Source organism: Jiangella rhizosphaerae (genome assembly GCF_003579925.1).
Taxonomy (GTDB): Bacteria; Actinomycetota; Actinomycetes; order Jiangellales; family Jiangellaceae; genus Jiangella; species Jiangella rhizosphaerae.
This window is the reverse complement of sequence record NZ_QUAL01000085.1, coordinates 1-21616: the sequence shown is the minus strand read 5'-3', so window position 1 is coordinate 21616 and position 21616 is coordinate 1. Positions and strand designations below refer to the sequence as shown.

19 protein-coding genes and 2 pseudogenes are annotated in these 21616 nt (G+C 72.4%); 9 read left to right on the top strand and 12 right to left on the bottom strand.

What is annotated here, in order from left to right:
- A pseudogene (locus DY240_RS09435) lies at positions 1–196 on the bottom strand (hypothetical protein); the annotation flags it as partial.
- Positions 197–305: 109 nt separating this feature from the next.
- On the opposite strand from DY240_RS09435, the gene DY240_RS09430 reads away from it, so the two are divergent.
- Together DY240_RS09430 and DY240_RS09425 are read left to right on the top strand one after the other, a co-directional pair.
- Positions 306–806, top strand: a complete 501-nt coding sequence (locus DY240_RS09430; protein ID WP_199701156.1) for a YbaK/EbsC family protein — start codon at positions 306–308, stop codon at positions 804–806.
- Positions 807–813: 7 nt separating this feature from the next.
- Positions 814–1965: a phytoene desaturase family protein gene (locus DY240_RS09425; RefSeq protein ID WP_119659675.1), complete on the top strand. Its 1152-nt coding sequence runs from the start codon at positions 814–816 to the stop codon at positions 1963–1965.
- Between the two features lies 1 nt (position 1966).
- Here DY240_RS09425 and metF read toward each other — a convergent pair whose 3' ends face one another.
- Positions 1967–2884, bottom strand: a complete 918-nt coding sequence (gene metF, locus DY240_RS09420; protein ID WP_119659674.1) for a methylenetetrahydrofolate reductase [NAD(P)H] — start codon at positions 2882–2884, stop codon at positions 1967–1969.
- A 105-nt stretch (positions 2885–2989) separates the two neighbouring features.
- Here metF and DY240_RS09415 point away from each other — a divergent pair, with 105 nt between their 5' ends.
- Entirely contained in the window at positions 2990–4090 is a 1101-nt protein-coding gene (locus DY240_RS09415) for a polyprenyl synthetase family protein (RefSeq protein WP_119659673.1), read from the top strand.
- Positions 4091–4735: 645 nt separating this feature from the next.
- Here DY240_RS09415 and DY240_RS33865 read toward each other — a convergent pair.
- From DY240_RS33865 to DY240_RS09390, 5 genes are read right to left on the bottom strand one after another with little or no spacing between them, the layout of a single operon-like run.
- Positions 4736–5299 carry a DivIVA domain-containing protein gene (locus DY240_RS33865; protein ID WP_158602793.1) on the bottom strand — a complete coding sequence of 188 codons (564 nt, stop codon included), beginning with the start codon at positions 5297–5299 and terminating at the stop codon, positions 4736–4738.
- On the bottom strand, positions 5296–6585 hold the full coding sequence (locus DY240_RS09405; protein ID WP_233552674.1) for an alpha/beta fold hydrolase: 1290 nt from the start codon (positions 6583–6585) through the stop codon (positions 5296–5298). Before DY240_RS09405 ends, DY240_RS33865 begins: the two co-directional genes overlap by 4 nt.
- Entirely contained in the window at positions 6582–7349 is a 768-nt protein-coding gene (fabI, locus tag DY240_RS09400) for an enoyl-ACP reductase FabI (protein WP_119659671.1), read from the bottom strand. The genes DY240_RS09405 and fabI overlap by 4 nt, the downstream gene beginning before the upstream one ends.
- Positions 7346–8050, bottom strand: coding sequence for a beta-ketoacyl-ACP reductase (locus DY240_RS09395; protein ID WP_119659670.1), 705 nt, complete (start codon positions 8048–8050; stop codon positions 7346–7348). The genes fabI and DY240_RS09395 overlap by 4 nt, the downstream gene beginning before the upstream one ends.
- A 51-nt stretch (positions 8051–8101) precedes the next feature.
- The gene (locus DY240_RS09390) at positions 8102–8311 is read right to left on the bottom strand and encodes a dodecin (RefSeq protein WP_119659669.1); all 210 of its coding nucleotides are present in this window, start codon (positions 8309–8311) and stop codon (positions 8102–8104) included.
- Between DY240_RS09390 and DY240_RS09385 the strand changes: the two genes are divergently transcribed.
- Positions 8310–8714, top strand: coding sequence for a DUF3099 domain-containing protein (locus tag DY240_RS09385; protein ID WP_147375257.1), 405 nt, complete (start codon positions 8310–8312; stop codon positions 8712–8714). The two genes, DY240_RS09390 and DY240_RS09385, sit on opposite strands and share 2 nt — an antisense overlap.
- 203 nt (positions 8715–8917) lie before the next feature.
- On the opposite strand, the gene moaA is transcribed toward DY240_RS09385, so the two are convergent.
- Entirely contained in the window at positions 8918–9907 is a 990-nt protein-coding gene (gene moaA, locus DY240_RS09380) for a GTP 3',8-cyclase MoaA (RefSeq protein WP_119659667.1), read from the bottom strand.
- Between the two features lie 68 nt (positions 9908–9975).
- On the opposite strand from moaA, the gene DY240_RS09375 reads away from it, so the two are divergent.
- From DY240_RS09375 to DY240_RS09365, 3 genes are read left to right on the top strand one after another with little or no spacing between them, the layout of a single operon-like run.
- Positions 9976–10752, top strand: a complete 777-nt coding sequence (locus DY240_RS09375) for an SURF1 family cytochrome oxidase biogenesis protein (RefSeq protein WP_158602792.1) — start codon at positions 9976–9978, stop codon at positions 10750–10752.
- 9 nt (positions 10753–10761) lie between these two features.
- On the top strand, positions 10762–12549 hold the full coding sequence (locus DY240_RS09370) for a glycoside hydrolase family 15 protein (protein WP_119659665.1): 1788 nt from the start codon (positions 10762–10764) through the stop codon (positions 12547–12549).
- Between the two features lie 18 nt (positions 12550–12567).
- Positions 12568–13329 (top strand): SDR family oxidoreductase, encoded by a 762-nt coding sequence (locus tag DY240_RS09365; protein WP_119659664.1) that lies wholly within the window; start codon positions 12568–12570, stop codon positions 13327–13329.
- A 557-nt stretch (positions 13330–13886) separates the two neighbouring features.
- On the opposite strand, the gene DY240_RS09360 is transcribed toward DY240_RS09365, so the two are convergent.
- From DY240_RS09360 to DY240_RS09350, 3 genes are all read right to left on the bottom strand, one after another.
- On the bottom strand, positions 13887–15776 hold the full coding sequence (locus DY240_RS09360; RefSeq protein WP_119659663.1) for an ABC transporter ATP-binding protein: 1890 nt from the start codon (positions 15774–15776) through the stop codon (positions 13887–13889).
- Between the two features lie 689 nt (positions 15777–16465).
- The gene (locus tag DY240_RS09355) at positions 16466–16687 is read right to left on the bottom strand and encodes a helix-turn-helix domain-containing protein (protein ID WP_074946318.1); all 222 of its coding nucleotides are present in this window, start codon (positions 16685–16687) and stop codon (positions 16466–16468) included.
- Between the two features lie 124 nt (positions 16688–16811).
- On the bottom strand, positions 16812–18410 hold the full coding sequence (locus tag DY240_RS09350) for an ABC-F family ATP-binding cassette domain-containing protein (protein ID WP_119659662.1): 1599 nt from the start codon (positions 18408–18410) through the stop codon (positions 16812–16814).
- Between the two features lie 107 nt (positions 18411–18517).
- Between DY240_RS09350 and ypfJ the strand changes: the two genes are divergently transcribed.
- Both ypfJ and DY240_RS09340 read left to right on the top strand, forming a co-directional pair.
- Entirely contained in the window at positions 18518–19411 is an 894-nt protein-coding gene (gene ypfJ / locus DY240_RS09345) for a KPN_02809 family neutral zinc metallopeptidase (protein ID WP_119659661.1), read from the top strand.
- Positions 19408–20076 carry an energy-coupling factor ABC transporter ATP-binding protein gene (locus tag DY240_RS09340; protein ID WP_119659660.1) on the top strand — a complete coding sequence of 223 codons (669 nt, stop codon included), beginning with the start codon at positions 19408–19410 and terminating at the stop codon, positions 20074–20076. Before ypfJ ends, DY240_RS09340 begins: the two co-directional genes overlap by 4 nt.
- Positions 20077–20752: 676 nt before the next feature.
- Here DY240_RS09340 and DY240_RS31800 read toward each other — a convergent pair.
- A pseudogene (locus DY240_RS31800) lies at positions 20753–21616 on the bottom strand (primosome assembly protein PriA); the annotation flags it as partial.

The following is a 21616-nucleotide window of genomic DNA, read 5'->3' as shown; positions in this document are numbered from 1 at the left end:
CCGCGGCCCGCAGCGCGGCCAGGTGCGCCGCCGCGAACCGGTCGCCCGCGTGGCCGGCCGACGCCGCCTCGGCCAGGCACAGGCGGGCGTGCTCGATGAGATCGAGGGCGGCGTGACCCATGGGCGCCCGCGTCCGCCGCGCCGGCAGACCGTGGCCGCCCGCCACCCTGCTGTAGTCCTGCATCTCGACCGTCATGGCCGCCTCCGCATCATGTTCGAACGACTGTTCGACCTCACTGAGAAATGTACACCCCGGCACCGACAACGTCACGAGCGCGACGGCGAAGGCGGTAGGGTCGACCCCTGTGACCAGCTCTGACAGTGCCGACAAGGTCCTCGCCCACCCGAACGTCCAGCGCGTGCGAGCAGCGCTCGCCGAGGCGGGCGCCCACCCTGAGATCGTGGCCCTCGGCGACTCCGCGCCGACCGCCGCCGCGGCGGCGGAGCAGCTCGGCTGCGAGGTCGGCGCCATCGCCAACTCGCTGATCTTCGACTGCGACGGTGCGCCCCTGCTCGTCCTCACCAGCGGCGCGCACCGGGCCGACGTCGCCGCGCTGGCGCGCGCGGCCGGAGCAGCCTCGGTCGGGCGGGCCGACCCGACGTTCGTCCGCACCCACACCGGCCAGCCCATCGGCGGCGTCGCGCCGGTCGGCCACCCGGCACCGGTGCGCACGCTGGTCGACGTCTGGCTGGCCAAGTACGACCAGGTCTGGGCCGCGGCCGGCCACCCGCACACCGTCTTCGCGACGACGTTCGACGAGCTGGTCCGCGTCACCGGCGGCACCCCCGTCGACGTCACCGCCTGACGCCCCCATGGCGCGCGTCGCCGTCGTGGGCGCCGGCCTCGCCGGGCTCTGCTCCGCCCTCGCCCTCGCCGACTTCGGCCACGACGTGACGGTGCTCGAGTCCGGCCCCGCGCCGGGCGGCCAGCTGGCCTTCGGCCCGCAGCCGTTCACGCTGCCGGCGGTGCTGCGCGACCTGTTCCGCAAGACCGGCCGGCCGCTGGAGCGCGAGCTGGACGTCGTCCCCGTCGAGCCCGCGGTCCGCTGGGTGTTCGCCGACGGCATCGAGGTCGCCGTGCCGAACGCCAGCCCGTCCGGGGCTCGGCGCGCCCTGGACGATGCGTTCGGCCCCGGCACCGGCGCACAGTGGGACGCCGTCGTCGCGCACGGCGACCGGTCCTGGCGGGAGCTGCGGCCGCTCGTGCTCGGGCACGCCGGCGCCAAACCCGCCCGCTCCGCCGGCACCCTGCGCGACGTCGCGGCGTCACTGCGCGAACCGCGACTGCGGGCCGTCCTGGAGTCGTACGCGACCCGTCACGGCGCGGACCCGGCGACGGCGCCCGCCGCGCTCACCGTCCTGCCGTACCTGGAGCAGACATTCGGGGTGTGGACGGTGTCGGAGGGCCTGGCGGGGCTGGTCGGCGTGCTGGCCGCGAGGGCGGCCGAGCGCGGCGCGACGTTCCGGTATGACATGCCGGCGGCGGGGCCGGCGCTGGACGGCAGGCGGGTCGCCGGCGTGACGCTGGCCGGCGGCGACACGGTACCCGCCGACACCGTCGTGTGGACGGCGCCGGCGCGGCTGCTGCCGGACGGCATCGCCGTCGATCGCCGCGGCCTGTTCGCACGCCGGCGGGACCACGACGACGCCCCGCCCGCCGCCGTCCGCACCGTCGTCACCCAGGAGCAGGCGCAGCCCACCGCGACCCCGTCGATCCGGTTCCCCGCGGACGCGGGCCCGGCCACCGTCACCTACGACACGCCGGAGGGCCGGGTGGAACACCTCGCGCCGAGCGCCGTCCACGGCGCCGCCGCCGGCCGCGTCACCGCGATCTTCCGCCGTCCGGGCAACGTCACCCGGATCCGCGGCCTCTACCTGGCCGGCGCCGGCGCGCACCCGGGACCGGGCATCCCGCTGGTCGCGCAGTCCGCGGCGATCGTCACCGACCTGATCGGCCGGGCCTGACTCAGGACAGCGCCCCGACCCCGAGGTTCTGGTAGACCTCGCGCGTCGCCGTCGACTTGTTCAGCGTGTAGAAGTGCAGGCCGGGGACGCCCTCGGCGAGCAGCCGCTCGCACAGCTCCGTCGCCACCTCGACGCCGACGGCCCGCACGGCCTCGGGGTCGTCCTCGACGGCGAGCAGCCGCTGCGCCAGCGGGGCGGGGAAGGCGGCGTCGGTGAGCACGGCGAAGCGCTGGATCTGCCGCACGTTCGTCACCGGCATGATGCCCGGGATGATCGGCGCCTCGCCCCCAGCCGCCGCGACGCGGTCGCGCAGCCGCAGGTAGTCGTCGGCGTGGAAGAACATCTGGGTGATCGCGTAGTCGGCGCCGGCCTGGAACTTGCGGGCCAGGAAGCGGGCGTCGGTGTCGAGGTCGGGCGAGCGCGGATGCTTGTCGGGGAAGGCCGCGACGCCGACGCAGAAGTCGCCGTGGGCGCGGATGAGCCGCACCAGCTCCTCGGCGTACTCCAGACCCTCGGGGTGCTTGACCCATTCGCCGTGCGGGCCCTCCGGCGGGTCGCCGCGCAGCCCGAGGAAGTTGCGCACCCCGGCGTCGGCGTACTGACCGATGACGTTGCGCAGCTCCGCGACCGAGTGGTTGACGGCGGTCAGGTGCCCGACCACGGTCAGCGTGGTGTCGCGGGCGATGCCCTCGGTGATCCGGACCGTCTTGTCGCGGGTGGTGCCGCCGGCGCCGTACGTGACGGACACGAAGGTCGGCTGCAGCCGCTCGAGCTCGCGCATGGTCTGCCAGAAGGCGGCCTCGCCCTGCTCGGTCTTCGGGGGGAAGAACTCGAACGAGAACGACCTTCCGCCGGCGGCCAGCAGCTCCCGGATGGTGCGCGCACCACCGGGCATCGTCGACGGAAGTCCCAGAGCCATCCGGCAAGCGTACCGGCCGCGTCCGCCTTTCGGACAGATCGTCTCAACGAGCAAGATCGCTCGCCCGCTGCTCGCGAGACGACGGCGACCGCCTAGCCTGGGCGCGTGGACTCCACGGCAACCCTCGCGAGCCCCGACGACCCGGTCGGCCACTTGCGGCCGCGCATCCAGGGCGCGCTCGACGCGTTCCTCGACGCCCAGCGCGAGCTGCTCGGCGCGGCCAGCGAGCAGACGCTGCCACTGGTCGACGCCGCGGCGGCGTTCCTGTCCGGCGGCAAGCGGCTGCGCCCGACGTTCTGCTACTGGGGCTGGCGGGCGGCCGGGGGCGATCCCGCGGACGACGCGCTGGTGACGATCGGGGCGGCGCTGGAACTGTTCCAGGCGTCCGCGCTGGTCCACGACGACCTCATCGACGCCTCGGACACCCGCCGCGGGCTCCCGTCCGTCCACCGCAGGTTCGCGGCGCTGCACCGCGACTCCGGCTGGCAGGGCGACCCGGACGCGTTCGGCGCGGCGGCCGCGATCCTGCTCGGCGACATGCTGCTGGCGTGGAGCGCCGAGGTGTTCGACCACGCCGCCGTCGACGGCGACCGGCTGCGGGCCGCGCGGACGGTGTTCGACCGCATGCGCACCGAAGTGGGCGGCGGCCAGTACCTCGACATGCTCGAGCAGGTCAGCGGCGGCAGCCTGCCGGGTGGCCAGGCCGACCGGGCCCGGACGGTCATCCGGTACAAGTCCGCGCGCTACTCCGTCGAGCACCCGCTGGTCATCGGCGGGGCGCTGGCCGGCGCGCCGGAGCCGCTGCTGGCGTCGTACCGTCGGTTCGGCACGGCACTCGGCGAGGCCTTCCAGCTGCGCGACGACGTGCTCGGCGTGTTCGGCGACCCCGCCCAGACCGGCAAGCCCACCGGCGACGACCTGCGCGAGGGCAAGCGGACGCTGCTCATCGCGTACGCGCTGGAGCGGGCGTCGGCGGACGAGGCGGCGCTGGTCGGGTCGCTGCTCGGCGACCCCGCGCTCGACCTCGACGGGGTGACGGCGCTGCGCCGGGTGCTGGTCGGGACGGGCGCGCTGGCCCGGGTGGAGGCGCTGGTCACCGACCTGGTGGCGGACGCCCGCTCCACCCTCGATGCCGCCGACGTCACCGACGACGGCCGCAAGGCGCTGTCGCAGCTGATCGAACTGACGACGGAGCGGACGCACTGACCGTTCCCGGTCGTCACAGCTCGCGGTGTCGAGCGCCGTCACTGAGACGTGTACATCGTGGTCGGAGACCGGCCGGCTCCGTTGATCATGCGCCCGCGCCGGTGACGGGGCCGGGGTTCGTTGGTTAGGCTCCCCGTCCCCCTGCTGCCCCATTCTCTTGCCGCGAACGGGCGCGTCAAGCGGACTATTGGCGCTTCGCGCGACGATGACCGCTTGACCCGCCCGCCCGCGGCCAAGAACGGGCAGCTATCAGGGGACGGGGAGGATGTGGGCACGCCTCATGCTTGGCGTGCCCGTTTCGCGCCGTTTGCCGGGCTGTGGACAGCCATGATCATCGGCGATCGCCTACATCACGAGGATTGCGTGGGCTTCAACATGGCTGTAGGGGTGTTGATGCTGGGGTAATCCTCGTGATGGCCCCGGAATCACGGTGAAATCTCACCATGTGGACGCTCCACGACAGCAAACTCACACCGAAGCCGGCCGCCGCCCCAGGCACCTGTCGCTGCTCGTCCACCGTCCCCTGATAGCCGCATGTGCGCGGGTCGAGTCCAAGACCCCCCGACCACAGCGGAGCGCGGCCACAACGTGCTCGGACTTGAGGCGCGCGCCCGCGGCCACGACGATCCCGGGGTTCTGGGCCCCTCAGCCGCGGACCGCGGCCTGGACGGCGTCGAGCCACTCGTCGACGGCCGGCATGTCGTAGCCGAGCCGCAGCCGCACGGTCGTGAACTGGACGTTCCGGACCTCGTCGGCGGTCAGGGTGGTTCCCAGCGTCGCCCGGACGTGATCGACGAACGCGTCGACGTCGCCGATGTCGTAGCCCTCGCGCAGCCGCACGCCTCGGAACCGCTCCCCTGCGGGCCGGTCGGCGATCTTCAGCAGTTCGTACCGCTCGGTCAGCGACTCCTGCCACCGCGTCGCACCCGGCTCGACGTCAGCAGGAGCCGGACCCGGCGCGGGAGGCTTCGGCGCGACGGACAGCCGGGCGACGACGTCGTCGAGATACTCGTCGACGGCCCGCATGTCGTAGCCGGCCCGCAGGCGCACGGTCGTGAACTGCACGTTCCGGACCTCGTCGTCCGTCAGGGTGGTCCCCAGCGTGTCGCGGATCCGGTCGACGAACGCGTCGACCTCGTCGATGTCGTAGCCCTCGGCCAGCCGCACGACGGGGAACCGCTCCCCGGCCGGCAGGTCCCCGACCGTCACAACTCGCCTCGGTTCATTCTGATCAGCCGGTCGACGACGTCCTCGGTCTCGCGCAGGCCGTCGTGCTCGTGGGCGTTGGTCTCCCAGGCGCGCAGGCCGAGCACCCGTGAGACCGTGTCGCGGGACAGGCCGGCATCGACGTACATGTCCTCGGTGTAGAGAGCGGCGGCGACGGGAACCTCGTTGGCCGCCAGCCGGTCGAGGTCGTACAACGGCCCCCACGAGCGCTCGGCCAGCAGCTGGGCCGTCTCGCGCAACGGCACCAGCGCGGGGTCGTGCTCGAACATCCAGGGGTAGATCATCTCGCCGGTGAGCAGCAGCGGGTCGGCGTCGGGCGCGAACTGCGGCAATCCCGCGCCCACCCGCTGCGCCGACCAGCGGGTCGAGGCCTCGTGCGCATAGCAGGCCTCGTGCAGGACGGCGTACAGCGGCTGGCTCGCGAACGACAGCGCCTGCCACGCCCCGACGAGGAAGGTGTCGGACAGCACGCCGTCGGCGGCGAACGCCTCCTCCAGCAGGTAGGCGAGCCCGGGGATCGCCGAGTTCGCGCCCAGCCCGTGTCCCAGCGCCTGCAGCCGCGGGACCGTGAGCCGCGACCCGTCCGGCAGCACCACATCGTTGGCGCGGACGAACGCGGCCACCTCCTCCAGCCGCGAGCGCGCCCACGGGAACGCGGCGTGGAACTGCTCGTTCTTCCGCTCGACCGTGCGGTAGGTGGCGGCGTAGACGTCGTCGGCGCCGACGGCGACAGGCGCGAGGCCGCCGGTCAGCATCACCGACGCCAGCCCCTCCGGCGCGAAGGACAGGTACGTCAGCGAGCAGAAGCCGCCGTAGGACTGTCCGAGCACGTGCCATCGCCCGTCGTCGCCGACCAGCCGGCGGCGGATCAGCTCGGCGTCGGCCACGATCGCGTCGGCGCGGAAGTGCGCCAGGTACTCCGCCTGCGCGGCGGCGTCGCCCCGCCGGGCCAGCGTCGCCGCCGTGGCGGGCGTCGACCGGCCGGTGCCGCGCTGGTCGAGCAGCAGCACGCGGAAGTCCTTGACCGCCCGGCCCACCCAGCCCGACGCGCCGGCCGGACGGGTCGCCTTCCCGCCCGGCCCGCCCTGGAGGAACAGCAGCCACGGCCGGTCGCGGTCGGGATCGGCCGCCGACACCACCTCGCGCGCGTACAGCCGGATCGTCTCACCGCCCGGCCCGGCGGCGTGGTCCAGCGGCGCGTCGAACCAGTGGTCGCGCAGGACCAGCCCGCCCAGCCGGACCGAGCCGTCGCGGCCGGCCGGGATCACGCGCCCACCGCGTGCACACCACCGTCGACGTGGATGACCTCGCCGGTCGTCTTCGGGAACCAGTCGGACAGCAGCGCGACGACGCCGCGCGCGCCCGGCTCGGGGTCGGAGAGGTCCCAGCCCAGCGGCGCGCGCTCGTTCCACACGCCCTCGAAGTCGGAGAACCCGGGGATCGACCGGGCCGCCATCGTCTTCACGGGCCCGGCGGAGATGAGGTTGACCCGGATGTTCTTCTCCCCGAGGTACTTGGCGAGGTAGCGGGCCGTCGCCTCCATGCCGGCCTTCGCCACGCCCATCCAGTCGTAGCCGGGCCAGGCCACCTGGGCGTCGAAGTCGAGGCCGACGACGGAGCCGCCGTCGGGCATCAGCGGCAGCGTGGCCATCGTCAACGCCTTCAGCGAGTACGTCGACACGTGGACGGCGGTCGAGACGTCCTCGAACGGCGTCTCCAGGAAGCTCCCGCCGAGCGCCGTCGCCGGGGCGAAGCCGATCGAGTGGACGACGCCGTCGAGGCCGTCGACGTGGTCTTTGACTCGGTCGGCCAGGGTGTCGAGGTGCTCGGTGTTCTGCACGTCCAGCTCGATGACCGGCGGCGGCGACGGCAGCCGCTTGGCGATGCGCTCGACCAGGCTCATCCGGCCGAACCCAGTGAGCACGACGGTGGCGCCCTCCTGCTGCGCGAGCCGCGCCACGTGGAACGCGAACGACGCCTCCGTCAGGACCCCGGTGACCAGGATCCGCTTGCCCTCGAGAATGCCCATCAGTGACCCATCCCCAATCCGCCGTCCACCGGAATGACGGCTCCCGTCACGTACGCCGCGTCGTCGCTGGCCACCCAGCGCACCACTCGCGCCACCTCGTCGGCGCTGGCGTAGCGGCCCAGCGGGATGCCGTCGAGGATCTCCTTGCGCCGCTCGTCGGTGAGCTCGGCGGTCATGTCCGACTCGACGAACCCCGGCGCGACGACGTTGGCGGTGATGTTGCGGCTGCCCAGCTCGCGCGCCATCGACCGCGCCAGGCCGACCAGGCCGGCCTTGCTGGCGGCGTAGTTCATCTGTCCCGGCGAGCCGAGCAGGCCGACGACGCTGGAGATGAACACGACGCGGCCCTTGCGGGCCCGCAGCATGCCCTTGGCGGCGCGCTTGGCGACGCGGAACGCGCCGGTCAGGTTGGTGTCGAGGACGTCGGTGAAGTCGGACTCGCTCATCCGCAGCAGCAGCGTGTCGCGGGTGATGCCGGCGTTGGCGACCAGCACCTCGACCGGCCCTTGCGCCGCCTCGACCTCGGTGAACGCCGCCTCGACCGACTCCATGTCGGTGACGTCGCAGCGCACCCCGGCCAGCCCCTCGGGCGGCTCGCCGCTGCGGTAGGTGATGGTGACGTCGTCACCGGCCTGCGCGAACGAGCGCGCGATGGCCAGGCCGATGCCGCGATTGCCACCGGTCACCAGTACGGACCGACCCACGTCTGTGTCTCCTCCTGCTCGGGCTTGCGAACGTCCGCGCCGACGCTACCGTCAGGCGTCCTCGAGCCGGAAGCCGACCTTCATGCCGACCTGGAAATGCTGGACCTCGCCGTCGACGATCTGGCCGCGGACCTCCGTCACCTCGAACCAGTCGAGGTGACGCAGCGTCTGCGCGGCGCGGCCGATGCCGTTGCGCACCGCCTCGTCGATCCCCTCGGTGGACGTCCCGACGATCTCGGTCACGCGGTAGGTGCGGTTCATGACGATCCCCTCTTTCCGTCGCGGGCCCGTTGGACGGCCCGGCTGCGCTGATCGCACGATTCTGACCTACCGTGGAGGGATGAACGGCCACGGCGCGCGTCGCAGCGATCCTGTGCCGTCGGTCACGACGGCCGCGGCGCCGCGCAGCGACGACCTCGCCAGCAGGCAGCGCCGGTACCTCGTGATGATGGGCATCCGGATCGCCTGTCTGCCGCTGGCGGTCATCAGCCAGGGCTGGCTGCGCATCGTGTTCATCCTGGGTGCGGTCGTGCTCCCGTACATCGCGGTCGTCATCGCCAACGCCACCCGCCAGCCCCGCCACAGCGCCCTCTCACCGGTGGTCCCGCCGCCGCGGCTTGAGCTGCCGGAGGCACCGGTGGCCAAAGATCGACTCGAACATTGACAGGGCCTTCCGAAGTCGTCGAGGAACGTGCAATACTCCCCAGGCGCACGTTCCGTATTCCCCCGTCGGTGCGTTGCGTACCGGCGACGTCGGGCGGCTTCCCCCGTGGCTGCCCGGCGTCGTCCTCATCTTCTGGCCGAGTCGCCGCCTCTACCTGCTGATCAACGGCCGATCGCCGTGTTCACCGCTATTTCGACGGAAAATCAGCCGCCGATCGCGGACATCGGCCGCGACGGCTGGAGAAACCCGGGGTCATCGATGCCGTGACCGGCAGCCTTGCCGGCCATCGCGACCTCCCAGCGACGGGCCAGCTCGGCGTCGTCGGCGCCGGAACGCATGGCGCCGCGCAGGTCGGACTCCTCGCGGGCGAACAGGCAGTTGCGGACCTGGCCCTCGGCGGTGAGCCGGGTGCGGTCGCAGCTGCCGCAGAACGGGCGGGTCACCGACGCGATGACGCCGACGCGGGCCGGGCCGCCACCGACCAGCCAGGTCTCGGCCGGCGCGCTGCCGCGCTCGACGTCGCCCAGCGGGGTGAGCGAGAACACCGTCTGCAGCGACGCGAGGATCTCCTCGGCCGTCACCATGGTGGCGCGGTCCCAGCCGTGCTGCGCGTCGAGCGGCATCTGCTCGATGAACCGCAGCTCGTAGCCGTGCTCGAGCGCCCAGGCGAGCAGCTCAGGCGCCTCGTCGTCGTTGACGCCGCGCATGAGCACGGCGTTGATCTTGATGGGGTCGAGCCCGGCCTCGCGCGCCGCGGCCAGCCCGGCCAGCACGTCGTCGAGGCGCCGCCGGTGGGTCAGCGTCTCGAACCGGTCGGGCCGCAGGGTGTCGAGGGAGCCGTTGACGCGGTCGAGTCCGGCGTCGGCGAGCGCGCCGGCCACCCGGGCCAGCCCGACGGCATTCGTCGTCAGCGACAGCTCCGGCCGCGGCTCCAGGCGGGCGCAGGCGGCGACGATGTCGACCAGGCCGCGGCGCAGCAGCGGCTCGCCGCCGGTGAACCGGACCTCGCGCACGCCGAGGCGCTCGACGGCGATGCGGACCAGCCGCACGACCTCGTCGTCGGTGAGCACGTCCTGGCGCGGCAGCCAGGCCAGCCCCTCTTCGGGCATGCAGTAGGTGCAGCGCAGGTTGCACCGGTCGGTCAGCGAGACCCGCAGGTCGGTGGCCACGCGTCCATATCGGTCAACCAGCACCGTTCAAGCCTAAGCCTCGATGCGCCCCAGTGCCGCCGCCGTCCACCGTCCGGCGTACCGTCGTGGGCGTGTACAGGTTCCTGGCGTCGCGGCGCTGGCTGGTGCGCACGCTCGCCGGAGTGCTGCTGGTGCTGCTGTGCGTCCGGCTCGGGCTCTGGCAGCTCGACCGCAACGAGCAGCGGCAGGACAACAACGCCGTCATCGAGGCCAACGTCGGCGGCGACCCGGTCCCGGCCGCGCAGCTCGCGCCGCCCGGGCAGCCGCTGGCCGACGACGACAAGTGGCGCACCGTCGAGGTGACCGGGCACTGGGACGTCGGCAACGAGCTGCGGCTGCGGCTGCGTCCGGTCGACGGCACCCGCGGCGTCCACGCGCTGACCCCGCTGGTCGGCGACGACGGCACGGCGCTGCTGGTCGACCGCGGGTTCGTCGCCGCCGACGGCCGCGACGACGACGACATCGAGCTGCCGCCACCGCCGGACGGTGAAGTGACCGTCACCGCGCGGGTCCGGCCCAGCGAGACCGGCCACGACGTCGACCCGTCGTCGGGGTCGGTACGGTTCGTCGACGTCGAGGCGATCGCCGCCGGCCTCCCCTACCCGCTCTACGGCGCCTGGGGCGAGCTCATCACCCAGGATCCGGAGCCGTCGACGTCGCTGCAGCTGATCGAGCCGCCCGCGACGGAGTCGGGGCCGCACCTGTCGTACGCCATCCAGTGGTTCCTGTTCGCCGTCGTCGGTGTGGGCGGGTTCGTGCTGCTCATCCGCGCGGAGGCGCGCGGGCGTGACGAGTCACACGAGCAGGACACGCCCGAGTCGCCAGCACATACGGGCGGCGTTGGGTAGAAAGGACAGATGACGGGTCGGATCGAGGACCACGGCATCATCGGCGACCTCCACACCGCGGCGCTCGTCGACCGCGACGGCACCATCGACTGGCTCTGCCTGCCCAGGTTCGACTCCGCCGCCTGCTTCGCGTCGCTGCTCGGAACGGCCAAGCACGGGTTCTGGCGCATCGCGCCCATCGGCGCCGGCCAGGCCGACCGGCGCTGGTACCGCGGCGACACGCTGATCCTCGAGCACGTCTGGGACACCCCGGACGGCAGCGTCAAGGTCATCGACTTCATGCCGCCGAGCAGCGGCCAGCACGACGTCGTCCGCGTCGTGGAAGGGCTGTCCGGGCGGGTCCCCATGCACAGCGAACTGCGCCTGCGGTTCGACTACGGCCGCTCGGTGCCGTGGGTGCACCGCGAGAACGGCCTCATCGTCGGCGTCGCCGGACCCGACTCCGTCGCACTGCACTGCGAGGTCCCGACGTACGGGCGGGCGCTGACGACGCACTCCGACTTCATCGTCGGCGAGGGCGACCGCGTCAGCTTCGTGCTGGCCTGGGGACCGTCGCACGACCCGCCCGAGGCGCCCGTCGACGCTTTCGAGGCGCTGGAGTCGACGGAGAAGTTCTGGACCGACTGGGCGGCCCAGTGCACCTACGACGGCCCGTACCGCGACGCCGTCATGCGCTCGCTCGTCACCCTCAAGGCGTTGACGTACGAGCCCACCGGCGGCATCGTCGCCGCGCCGACCACCTCCCTGCCCGAGGGCATCGGCGGCGTGCGCAACTGGGACTACCGGTACTGCTGGCTGCGCGACTCCGCGTTCACCCTCGACGCGCTGATCCGCAGCGGGTACGTCGACGAGGCGCGGGCGTGGCGCGACTGGCTGATCCGCGCCATCGGCGGCGACCCCGGCGACCTGCAGATCATGTACGGCATCAGCGGCGAGCGGCGGCTGCAGGAGTACGAGATCGACTGGCTGCCCGGCTACGAGGGGTCCAGCCCGGTGCGGGTGGGCAACGCCGCGGCCGAGCAGCTGCAGATCGACGTCTACGGCGAGGTCATCGACACGCTGGCCCGCGCCCGGCAGCACGGCCTGCCGCTCGAGCGGCACGTGTGGGCGCTGCAGGAGAAGCTCCTGCAGCATCTCGAGCGCGCGTGGACCGAGCCCGACGAGGGCATCTGGGAGATCCGCGGGCCGCGCCGGCACTTCGTCCACTCCAAGGTCATGGCGTGGGTGGCCGCCGACCGCGCCGTCGCCGCGCTGCAGGGCGACGGCGCCGGCGGGCAGCCCGACCGGTGGAAGGCGCTGCGGGCGACCATCATGGACGACGTCCTCAAGCACGGCTACGACGCCGACCGCAATACGTTCACCCAGTCCTACGGCCATCCGGCGCTCGACGCCGCGCTGCTGCAGATCCCCATCGTCGGCTTCCTGCCGCCCGACGACCCCCGCGTCGTCGGCACCGTCGACGCCGTCGAGAAGGAACTGTGCACCGACTCCGGGCTGGTGCTGCGCTACCGCACCGAGCACGACGTCGACGGCCTGCCCGGCGACGAGGGCGCGTTCCTCGCCTGCTCGTTCTGGCTGGTCGAGGCGCTGCACCTGACCGGCCGGACGGAGCGGGCCCGCGAGCTGTTCGAGCACCTGCTCGGCCTGCGCAACGACCTCGGGCTGCTGGCCGAGGAGTTCGACCCGCGCATCAACCGCATGGTCGGCAACTTCCCGCAGGCGCTGAGCCACATCCCGCTGGTGACGGCCGCCTACCTGCTGTCGGAGCTGCCCGGTCCGGCCACCGGCCACGCCTGAGGGCTAAGATCACGCGCCATGGACCTCGGCCTCTCCGATCGCGTCTACATCGTCACCGGCGGCACCCGCGGGCTCGGCCGCGCCGGGGCGGAGGCCCTGGTCGCCGAGGGCGCCCGGCTCGTCGTCACGTCCCGCTCGCAGGGGTCGGTCGACGCGGCCGTCGAGGAGCTCGGCCGCGCCTCGGTCGTCGGTGTGGCGGCCGACAACGCCGACCCCGGCACGCCGGACCGGCTGGTGGCAGCGGCACTGGACCGCTTCGGCCGGCTCGACGGCGCGCTGGTCAGCGTCGGCGGCCCGCCCGGCGGCAAGGTCACCGACATCACCGACGATCAATGGCGGGCGGCGTTCGACAGCGTCTTCCTCGGCGCGGTCCGGCTGGCCCGCGTGGTCGCCGCCCAGCTGTCCGGCGGAGGGGCGCTGGCGTTCGTGCTCTCCAGCTCCGTGAAGGCGCCGATTCCCGGCCTCGCCGCGTCGAACGGGCTGCGGCCGGGTCTGGCGATGGTGATCAAGCAGCTGGCCGACGATCTCGGACCGTCCGGCGTGCGCGCCGTGGGCCTGCTGCCCGGCAGCATCGAGACCGAGCGGCTGCGCGAACTGGCGGAGATGTCCGGACGCGACCCCGACGAGGTCAAGGCGGCCGCGGAGAAGACCATCCCGCTGCGGCGCTACGGCCGGCCCGAGGAGTTCGGCCGAGTGGCCGCGTTCGTCCTCTCCCCCGCCGCGTCGTACCTCACCGGCTCCATGATCGCCGTCGACGGCGGTTCGATCCGCTCCCTCTGACGTTGGCCGTCCCCCTGCTGCCCCATTCTCTTGCCGCGAACGTGCGCGTCAAGCGGACTATGGGGCGCTTCGCGCGACGATGACCGCTTGACTCACCCGTCCGCGGCCAAGAACGGGCAGCTATCAGGGGACGAGGAGGATCTGGGCACGCCTCACGCTGGGCGTGCCCGTTTCGCCCTGCTTTGTCGGACTGTGGACAGCGATGATCATCAACGATCGCCGACATCACGAGGATTACCTGAGCTTCAACATGACTGTAGGGGTGTTGATGCTGGGGCAATCCTCGTGATGGCTCCCGAATCACGGCGAAATCTCACCACGTGGACACTCAACGACACCAACGCCACACCGTAACGGGGCCAACGCCGCGGCAGCCGTCGCCACACTCCCCCCGTCCCCCTGATAGCTGCCCGTTCTGAGCCGCGTGCGCGCGGGTCAAGTCCAAGCGCCCCAACCACAGCAGAGCCCGACCACCACGCGCGCGGACTTGAGGCGCGCGCCCGCGGCCAAGACAATCAGGCAGCAGGGGGACGGGGCAACGCAGCAGGAGGACGACGTCAGGCCGTGCGGGTGGACACGTCCTGCAGGGCGAACTGGGTGCGGTACAGCTCGGCGTAGTGGCCGCCGGCGGCCAGCAGTTCCGCGTGGGTGCCGCGCTCGACGATGCGGCCGCCGTCGACCACGAGGATCTGGTCGGCGCCGCGGATGGTCGACAGGCGGTGCGCGATGACCAGCGAGGTGCGGCCGGCCAGCGCGATCTCGAGCGCGCGCTGGACCGCGACCTCGGACTCGGAGTCCAGGTGCGCCGTCGCCTCGTCGAGCACCACCACCCGGGGTGCCTTGAGCAGCAGCCGGGCGATGGCCAGCCGCTGCTTCTCTCCGCCGGACAAGCGGTAGCCGCGGTCGCCGACGACGGTGTCGAGGCCCTCGGGCAGCGAGCGGACCAGCGGAGCGATCTGCGCCGCCTCGAGTGCCGCCCACAGCTCCTCGTCGGTGGCGCCCTGGCGGGCGTAGGCGAGGTTGTAGCGGATGGTCTCGTGGAACATGTGGGCGTCCTGCGTGACCACGCCGACGGCTTCGTGCAGCGACTCGAGAGTGACGTCGCGGACGTCACGGCCGCCGACCAGGACGGTGCCGGCCGTGGGGTCGTAGAGCCGGGACACCAGGTGCGTGATGGTCGACTTGCCGGCGCCGGACGGGCCCACGAGCGCGACCAGCTGCCCCGGCGCCACCTCGAACGAGACGCCGTTGAGGACCGGTTCCGGCGCCGCGGGCGTGGGCCGGGCGACCGCCTCGAGCGAGGCCAGCGAGACGTCGTCGGCGCCCGGGTAGGCGAACTCGACGTCGCGGAACTCGACCGACAGCTGCTCGTCGCCGGCCGGCAGGGGGGTCGCGCCCGGGGTGTCGCGGACCATGGGCGGCAGGTCGAGCACCTCGAAGACCCGCTCGAAGCTGACCAGCGCCGTCATGATGTCGACCTGGACGTTCGAGAGCGCCGTCAGCGGTCCGTAGAGGCGCGTCAGCAGGGCGGCCAGCGCGACCAGCGTGCCGACCTCGAGCGTCCCGCTGATGGCGAACCAGCCGCCGACGCCGTAGACCAGCGCCGTGGCGGCCGAGGCGAGGAACGTCAGGCCCAGGAAGAAGTAGCGGGCATAGAGCGCCTGGACGATGCCGATGTCGCGGACCCGGCCGGCGGCGCCGCTGAACTCGGCGGTCTCGTCCTGGTAGCGGCCGAAGATCTTGACCAGCAGCGCCCCTGAGACGTTGAACCGCTCGGTCATGGTCTGGCTCATGGCGGCGTTGAGCTGCATGGCCTCGCGGCTGATGTCGGCCAGCTTGCGGCCGATGAAGCGGGCCGGCAGCAGGAACAGCGGCACCAGCACCAGCACGATGAGCGTGATCTGCCACGACAGCACGATCATGGCGCCCAGCGCCAGCACCAGCGTCACGACGTTGCTGACCACCTGCGAGAGCGTGCCCGTGAACGCCTGCTGGGCGCCGATGACGTCGCTGTTGAGCCGCGACACCAGTGATCCGGTCTGCGTCCGGGTGAAGAACGCGACCGGCTGACGCTGGACGTGGTCGAAGACCTGGCGGCGCAGGTCGAAGATGAGGCCCTCGCCGACGCGCGCCGACATCCAGCGCCCGAGCAGCCCGAGCGCGGCGTCGACGACGGCGAGCCCGGCGACCGCCACGGCGGCCCAGACCACGACCGCGCGGTCACCCGCACTGACACCGTCGTCGATGAGCACCTTCAGCAGCAGCGGGACGGCGGCCGCGGACGCCGCAGCGGCGACGGTGGTGCCGAGGAAGACGGCCAGCTGGAACCGGTACGCCCGGCCGTAGCCGGCGACGCGCCTGACCGTGCCCCGGGCCAGCCGCTTGTGCGTGACCGACTGGTCGCTGGAGAACGACCGGGAGGCCCGCCAGGCATGGCCCATTCCCATCGACACCGGCGTCGACCTCCTCTGCGTGCGTTGCGGTCCATCATGCGGCTCGCCGCCGACAACGTCGGCCGCGCACTCGCTTCTTCCCGCGTTCGCTCACAGCGTGCGCCATCCGAATGGTCACCCTCGGTGACCGAATGGACCCGGGCGAGGACCCGAATGCCGTACCACGAGTCGTCACGCACCGTGACAGAACGATCTCCCGGCAGCACACCGGCGCGCCGGGACCGTAATGGCGTCCGGCCCGCCTCCGGGCTGCATCGGAGAGGTTCCGGGCACGATGAAGCGCGCCTTCGGCCCGTTCGCGTAAAGAACGCGAACGGGCATCGACGCTGCCTTCACGTCACTCTCCGTGAAAGCACACCGATAACTCGGGCTATGATGTGAACCAAGATCAACAGTGCGGAGGGCGACCGTTTAGCGCCGCCCGATATGCCGGGCTTGTCACGGTCGGGGTCTGCCGCCGCCGATCAAGATCATCTGTGGAAAGAAGAGCCCCTCGGGTTCGAGTACGACGACTCGAATATCCGCCGAACGATTCACCGGTCACAGGACTCGGTGATCGCCGCCGCAACGCCAGTCGAGGCGTGCGCGCCGGGGACCGCGCAGTGGGTGACGAAGCGTTTGTCGGGGTGATCGAGCTGCTGGAGGCCACCCTCCTCCGGCATCTCGACCAACTAGGGGCTGGTTCAGGCCTGCTTCTTCGCCTTGCCTCGTGTGGCCCCTCCACGACCTCGTAGGTTGACCCCGGACTCGGACAGAACCCGGTGGACGAACCCGTAGGAACGCCCGGTTTCGGTGGCGAGCTCGCGGATGCTGCGACCACCTTCGTACTTCTTCTTCAGGTCAGAGGCGAGCTTGTCACGCTGCCCCCCACTGATCCGCGCGCCTTTTACCAACTTCTCGGCCACGCGTCCTCCCGTTTCGTTGTCCTGCATGACAGAGGACAATGATCCGCTTCATTACGCATTTTCGCCACTCGAAGGCTGGATCGTCCCGCCGAGGAACGAAAATGCGCAGGGTGGATCGACCTCTCTATGCGAGTGAGACGAGCTCCGCATAGTCGGGGTTCCACAGATCTTCGACTCCGTCCGGGAGCAGCACGACACGCTCGGGGCTCAGCGCCTCGACGGCGCCCTCGTCGTGGGTCACCAAGACGATCGCGCCGGCGAACGAGCGCAGCGCGGCCAGCACCTCCTCGCGGGAGGCGGGGTCGAGGTTGTTGGTCGGCTCGTCGAGCAGCAGCACGTTGGCGCTGGACACGACGAGCGCCGCCAGCGCCAGCCGGGTCTTCTCGCCGCCGGAGAGCACGCCGGCCGGCTTGTCGACGGCGTCGCCGGAGAACAGGAACGAGCCCAGGACCCGGCGCGCCTCGAGCTCCGGGAGGTCGGGGGCGGAGCTGCGCAGGTTCTCGAGCACCGTCCGCGACGTGTCGAGCGTCTCGTGCTCCTGGGCGTAGTAGCCCAGTCGCAGCCCGTGTCCGGGCTCCACGACGCCGGTGTCGGCCGGCTCGATGCCGGCCAGCAAGCGCAGCAGCGTCGTCTTGCCGGCACCGTTGAGGCCCAGGATGACGACCCGGCTGCCGCGGTCGATGGCGAGGTCGACGTCGGTGAACACCTCGAGCGAGCCGTACGACTTGGACAGCCCGGACGCGGTGAGCGGCGTCTTGCCGCACGGCGCGGGGTCGGGGAAGCGGAGCTTGGCCACCTTGTCCGAGCGCCGCTGCTCCTCCAGGCCGGACAGCAGCCGCTGCGCCCGGCGGTCCATGTTCTGCGCCGCCGTGGCCTTGGTGGCCTTGTAGCGCATGCGGTCGGCCTGCGCCTTCAGGGCGGCGGCCTTCTTCTCGGCGTTCGCCCGCTCACGGTGCCGCCGTCGTTCGTCGGTCTCGCGCTGGGCGAGGTAGGCCGTCCAGCCGATGTTGTAGACGTCGAGGGCGGCGCGGTTGGCGTCGAGGTGGAAGACGCGGTTCACCGTCTTGTCGAGCAGAGCGACATCGTGGCTGATGACCACCAGGCCGCCCTTGTAGGCGCGCAGGAAGTCGCGCAGCCACACGACGGAGTCGGCGTCGAGGTGGTTGGTCGGCTCGTCCAGCAGCAGCGTCTCGGCGTCGGAGAACAGGATGCGGGCCAGCTCGACCCGGCGCCGCTGCCCGCCCGAGAGCGTCTTCAGCGGCTGCGCGAGCACGCGGTCGGGAAGCCCGAGGCTGGCCGCGATGGTGGCGGCCTCGCTCTCGACGGCGTACCCGCCGGCGGCCAGGAACTCGGCCTCGAGGCGGGCGTACCGGCGCATGCCGCGCTCGTGCTCGGCCTCGTCGCTTGAGGCCATCTCCTTCTCGGCCCGGCGCATGCCGGCGACGACGACGTCGAGCCCGCGGGCGCCCAGGATGCGGTCGCGGGCGATGACCTCGGGATCGCCGGCGCGCGGGTCCTGCGGCAGGTAGCCGATGGGACCGGTGCGGACCACGGTGCCCGCGGCCGGCTGGCCCTCGTCGGCGAGGATGCGGGTCAGCGTGGTCTTGCCGGCGCCGTTGCGGCCCACCAGGCCGACCTTGTCGCCCGGGCCGATGCGGAAGCTGGCATCCTCGAGCAGAACCTGCGCGCCTGCACGCACTTCGAGCTGATGAGCGGTGATCATGTCAGGGTGAACTCTCCGTGGCCTCGTGTGGGGTGGGCGATCGGTCCAGCACGATCAGTCCGCCACGGGCATCATGGTGAGCAGTCTACGCGGGAGGCGAATCGGCCATGAAGTTCAACCGGCGGGCCCGCCTGGATCCTTCCCAGGTGTCCGACCAGCGTGGCCGGCGCCCGGCCGGCCGCACGGCGGCGGCCGGCGGGGGCATCGGCGCGGTCATCGTCGCGTTGATCGCCCTGCTCACGGGCACCAACCCGGCCGACCTCCTCGGCGGCGGTGCGCCCGCCGTCCAGGCCGAGCCCGGTTCCGAGGGCGAGCTGGAGCGCGAGTGCCAGGTGGTCGCCGACATCGACGAGAACCCCGACTGCCGCTTCGTGCTCTACGTCAACTCCGCCCAGGCGTTCTGGGAGGAGTACTTCGCCGCGGCCGGCGAGCAGTACACGCCCGCGCAGACGACGTTCTTCACCTCGTCCGTCACTACTCGCTGCGGCACGGCGTCGTCGCAGGTCGGGCCGTTCTACTGCCCCGGCGACCAGAACGTCTACCTCGACCTCGGGTTCTTCGACCAGCTGCGCACCACGTACGGCGGCCCCAGCGGCCAGTTCGCCGAGGCGTACGTGCTGGCCCACGAGTACGGTCACCACGTGCAGAACCTCACCGGCCAGATGCAGCGCGTGCGCACGCAGTCCGGCCCCGACTCCGACGCCGTCCGCCTGGAGCTGCAGGCCGACTGCTACGCCGGCATGTGGGCGCACCACGCCACCACCGCCGAGGACGAGTCCGGCCAGCCGCTCATCACCGAGCTGACCGACCAGGACATCGCCGACGCGCTGGCCGCCGCGAACACCGTCGGCGACGACTACATCCAGGAGCGGTTCCAGGGCACGGTGACCCCGGAGTCGTGGACCCACGGCTCCAGCGAGCAGCGGCAGCGCTGGTTCACGACGGGGCTACAGTCCGGCGACATCGCCGCGTGCGACACCTTCGCCGCCTCGTCGCTGTGATCGAGGTCGACGCCGTCACGCACCGGTACGGCGACCGCACCGTGCTGCGCGACGTCAGCGTGACGCTGACCGAGCAGCGGGTCGGGGTCATCGGGGCCAACGGGTCGGGCAAGTCGACGTTCGCGCGGCTGCTCAACGGGCTGGTGCTGCCGTCGGCGGGGACGGTGACGGTCGACGGGCTGTCGACGCGGCGCGACGGGGCCGCCGTCCGGCGGTCGGTGGGCTTCGTGTTCACCGACCCCGACGCGCAGATCCTCATGCCGACGGTCGCCGAGGACGTCGCCTTCGGGCTGCGCGGACTGCCGGCCGCGGCGGTCGCGGAGCGGGTGGCCGAGGCCCTGGCGTCGTTCGGGCTGGCCGGGCACGCCGACCACCCGGCGCATCTGCTGTCCGGCGGGCAGAAGCAGCTGCTGGCGCTCTGCTCGGTGCTGGTCACCGAGCCGAAGGTCCTCGTGTGCGACGAGCCGACGACGCTGCTGGACCTGCGGAACACCCGCAAGGTGCTGGCGTTGCTGGCGGAACTGCCGCAGAGAGTGGTCCTGGTGACGCACGACCTCGACGCGGTGCTGGCCATGGACCGCGTCCTCGTCTTCGACGACGGCCGGATCGTGTTCGACGGGTTGCCCGCGGACGCCGTGTCCTTCTACGTGGACCTGAGCTCGTGAGGGTGAGCCGTGCACTCGGGGGTCGCCGCGTGAGCTGGGGCTCCCCGTCCCCCTGCTGCCCATTCTCTTGGCCGCGCACCTGCGCCTCAAGTCCGCGCCCTCTGTGGTTGTTTCGGGGTTGTGGTTGGGGGGCTTGGACTTGACCCGCAGGCCCGCGGCCTAAGAACGGGCAGCTATCAGGGGGACGGGGAGGGAGTGGGCACGCCTCGCGCGTCGTGCGTGCCCGTTTCGTCCCGTTTGCCGGGCCGTGGATAGCGAAGATCATCGACGATCGCTCACATCACGAGGTCTTCTCCCGCATCACCAGGCCTGCAGCCCTCGTGATGCCCGAGAAGTCCTCGTGACGGCCCGCCAAACGCGGCCAAATCTCACCCCGTGGACACCACACCGTCGTCGCCGCCGACCCCGTTGATCATGGAGAAGTGCAGGTTCCCAGCGACGCGGAACCTGCACTTCTCCATAATCAACATCGCGCTGGGATGGTGAGCCGGCCGCCGAACCGCTACCCGGCGCCAGACTCCCCCCGTCCCCCTGACAGCTGCCCGTTCTCAGGGCGCGCGGGTGCGGTCTAGTCCAAGCGCCCCCACCACAGCCCCACGCAACCACGACCGCGCGCGGACTTGAGGGCACCCGCGCGGCGCAAGAGCATGGGCAGCAGGGGGACGGGGGACCAACCTCAGCCGAAGTCCACGGGATCGATCCGGACCCGCACGGACCCCCCGGTGCGCCGCGCCGACCGCACCCCCGCCGCCGACCGGAGGGCCGCGGCAAGCGCCGTCCCCGCGGCCCGCGGGGCCCGGATCATCGCCCGAGCGCCGTCGTCGTCGACCGGGACCGGCCCGATGACCTCGGCGTCGGGCGGCAGGTCGGCGTGCATCAGCAGGTCGTCGACGTCGGCGGCGGCGCCGGTGAGTTCGGCGACGCGGGCGGCGGGCGGCAGGTGCAGTGCGGAGCGTTCGGCCAGCTCGCGGGCGGCGAACCCGGCCGGGTCCCAGCGGACCAGCGCCTGCACCGCCGGCGCCGAGGAATCGGCGACGACCACGATCTCGCCGCCCATGGTCCCCGGCCGGACCAGCGCGGCCGCGCGCAGCCAGCGGCGCAGCGCCTCCTCGGCCGCGCGCAGGTTCGGCCGGGCCAGCAGCGCCGTCCCGTCGAGCAGCAGTGCGGCCGTGTACCCGCCGGAGGCGACCGGCTCGGCCCCCGGCGTGGCGACCACGAGCGCCGGCTCGGCGCCCACGGAATCGCGGACCGCGTCGCCGCGGGAGAGCAGCACCGGGACCCCGGGGAACGCGCGGCCCAGTTCCTCGGCCGTCCGCCGCACGCCCACCACCGTCGCGCGCAGCGTCCCGTGCCCGCACGACCCGCACCGCCAGGACGGGTACGCCGTGGCGCACCAGGCGCAGCGCGGCGGCTGGTCGGCCTGGCCGAGCACGAGCGGCCCGGAGCAGGCACCGCACCGGGCCGGCGTGCGGCAGCGCGCGCAGGCGACGCCGGGGAGGTAGCCGGCCCGCGGCACCTGCACCAGCACCGGCCCGCGGCC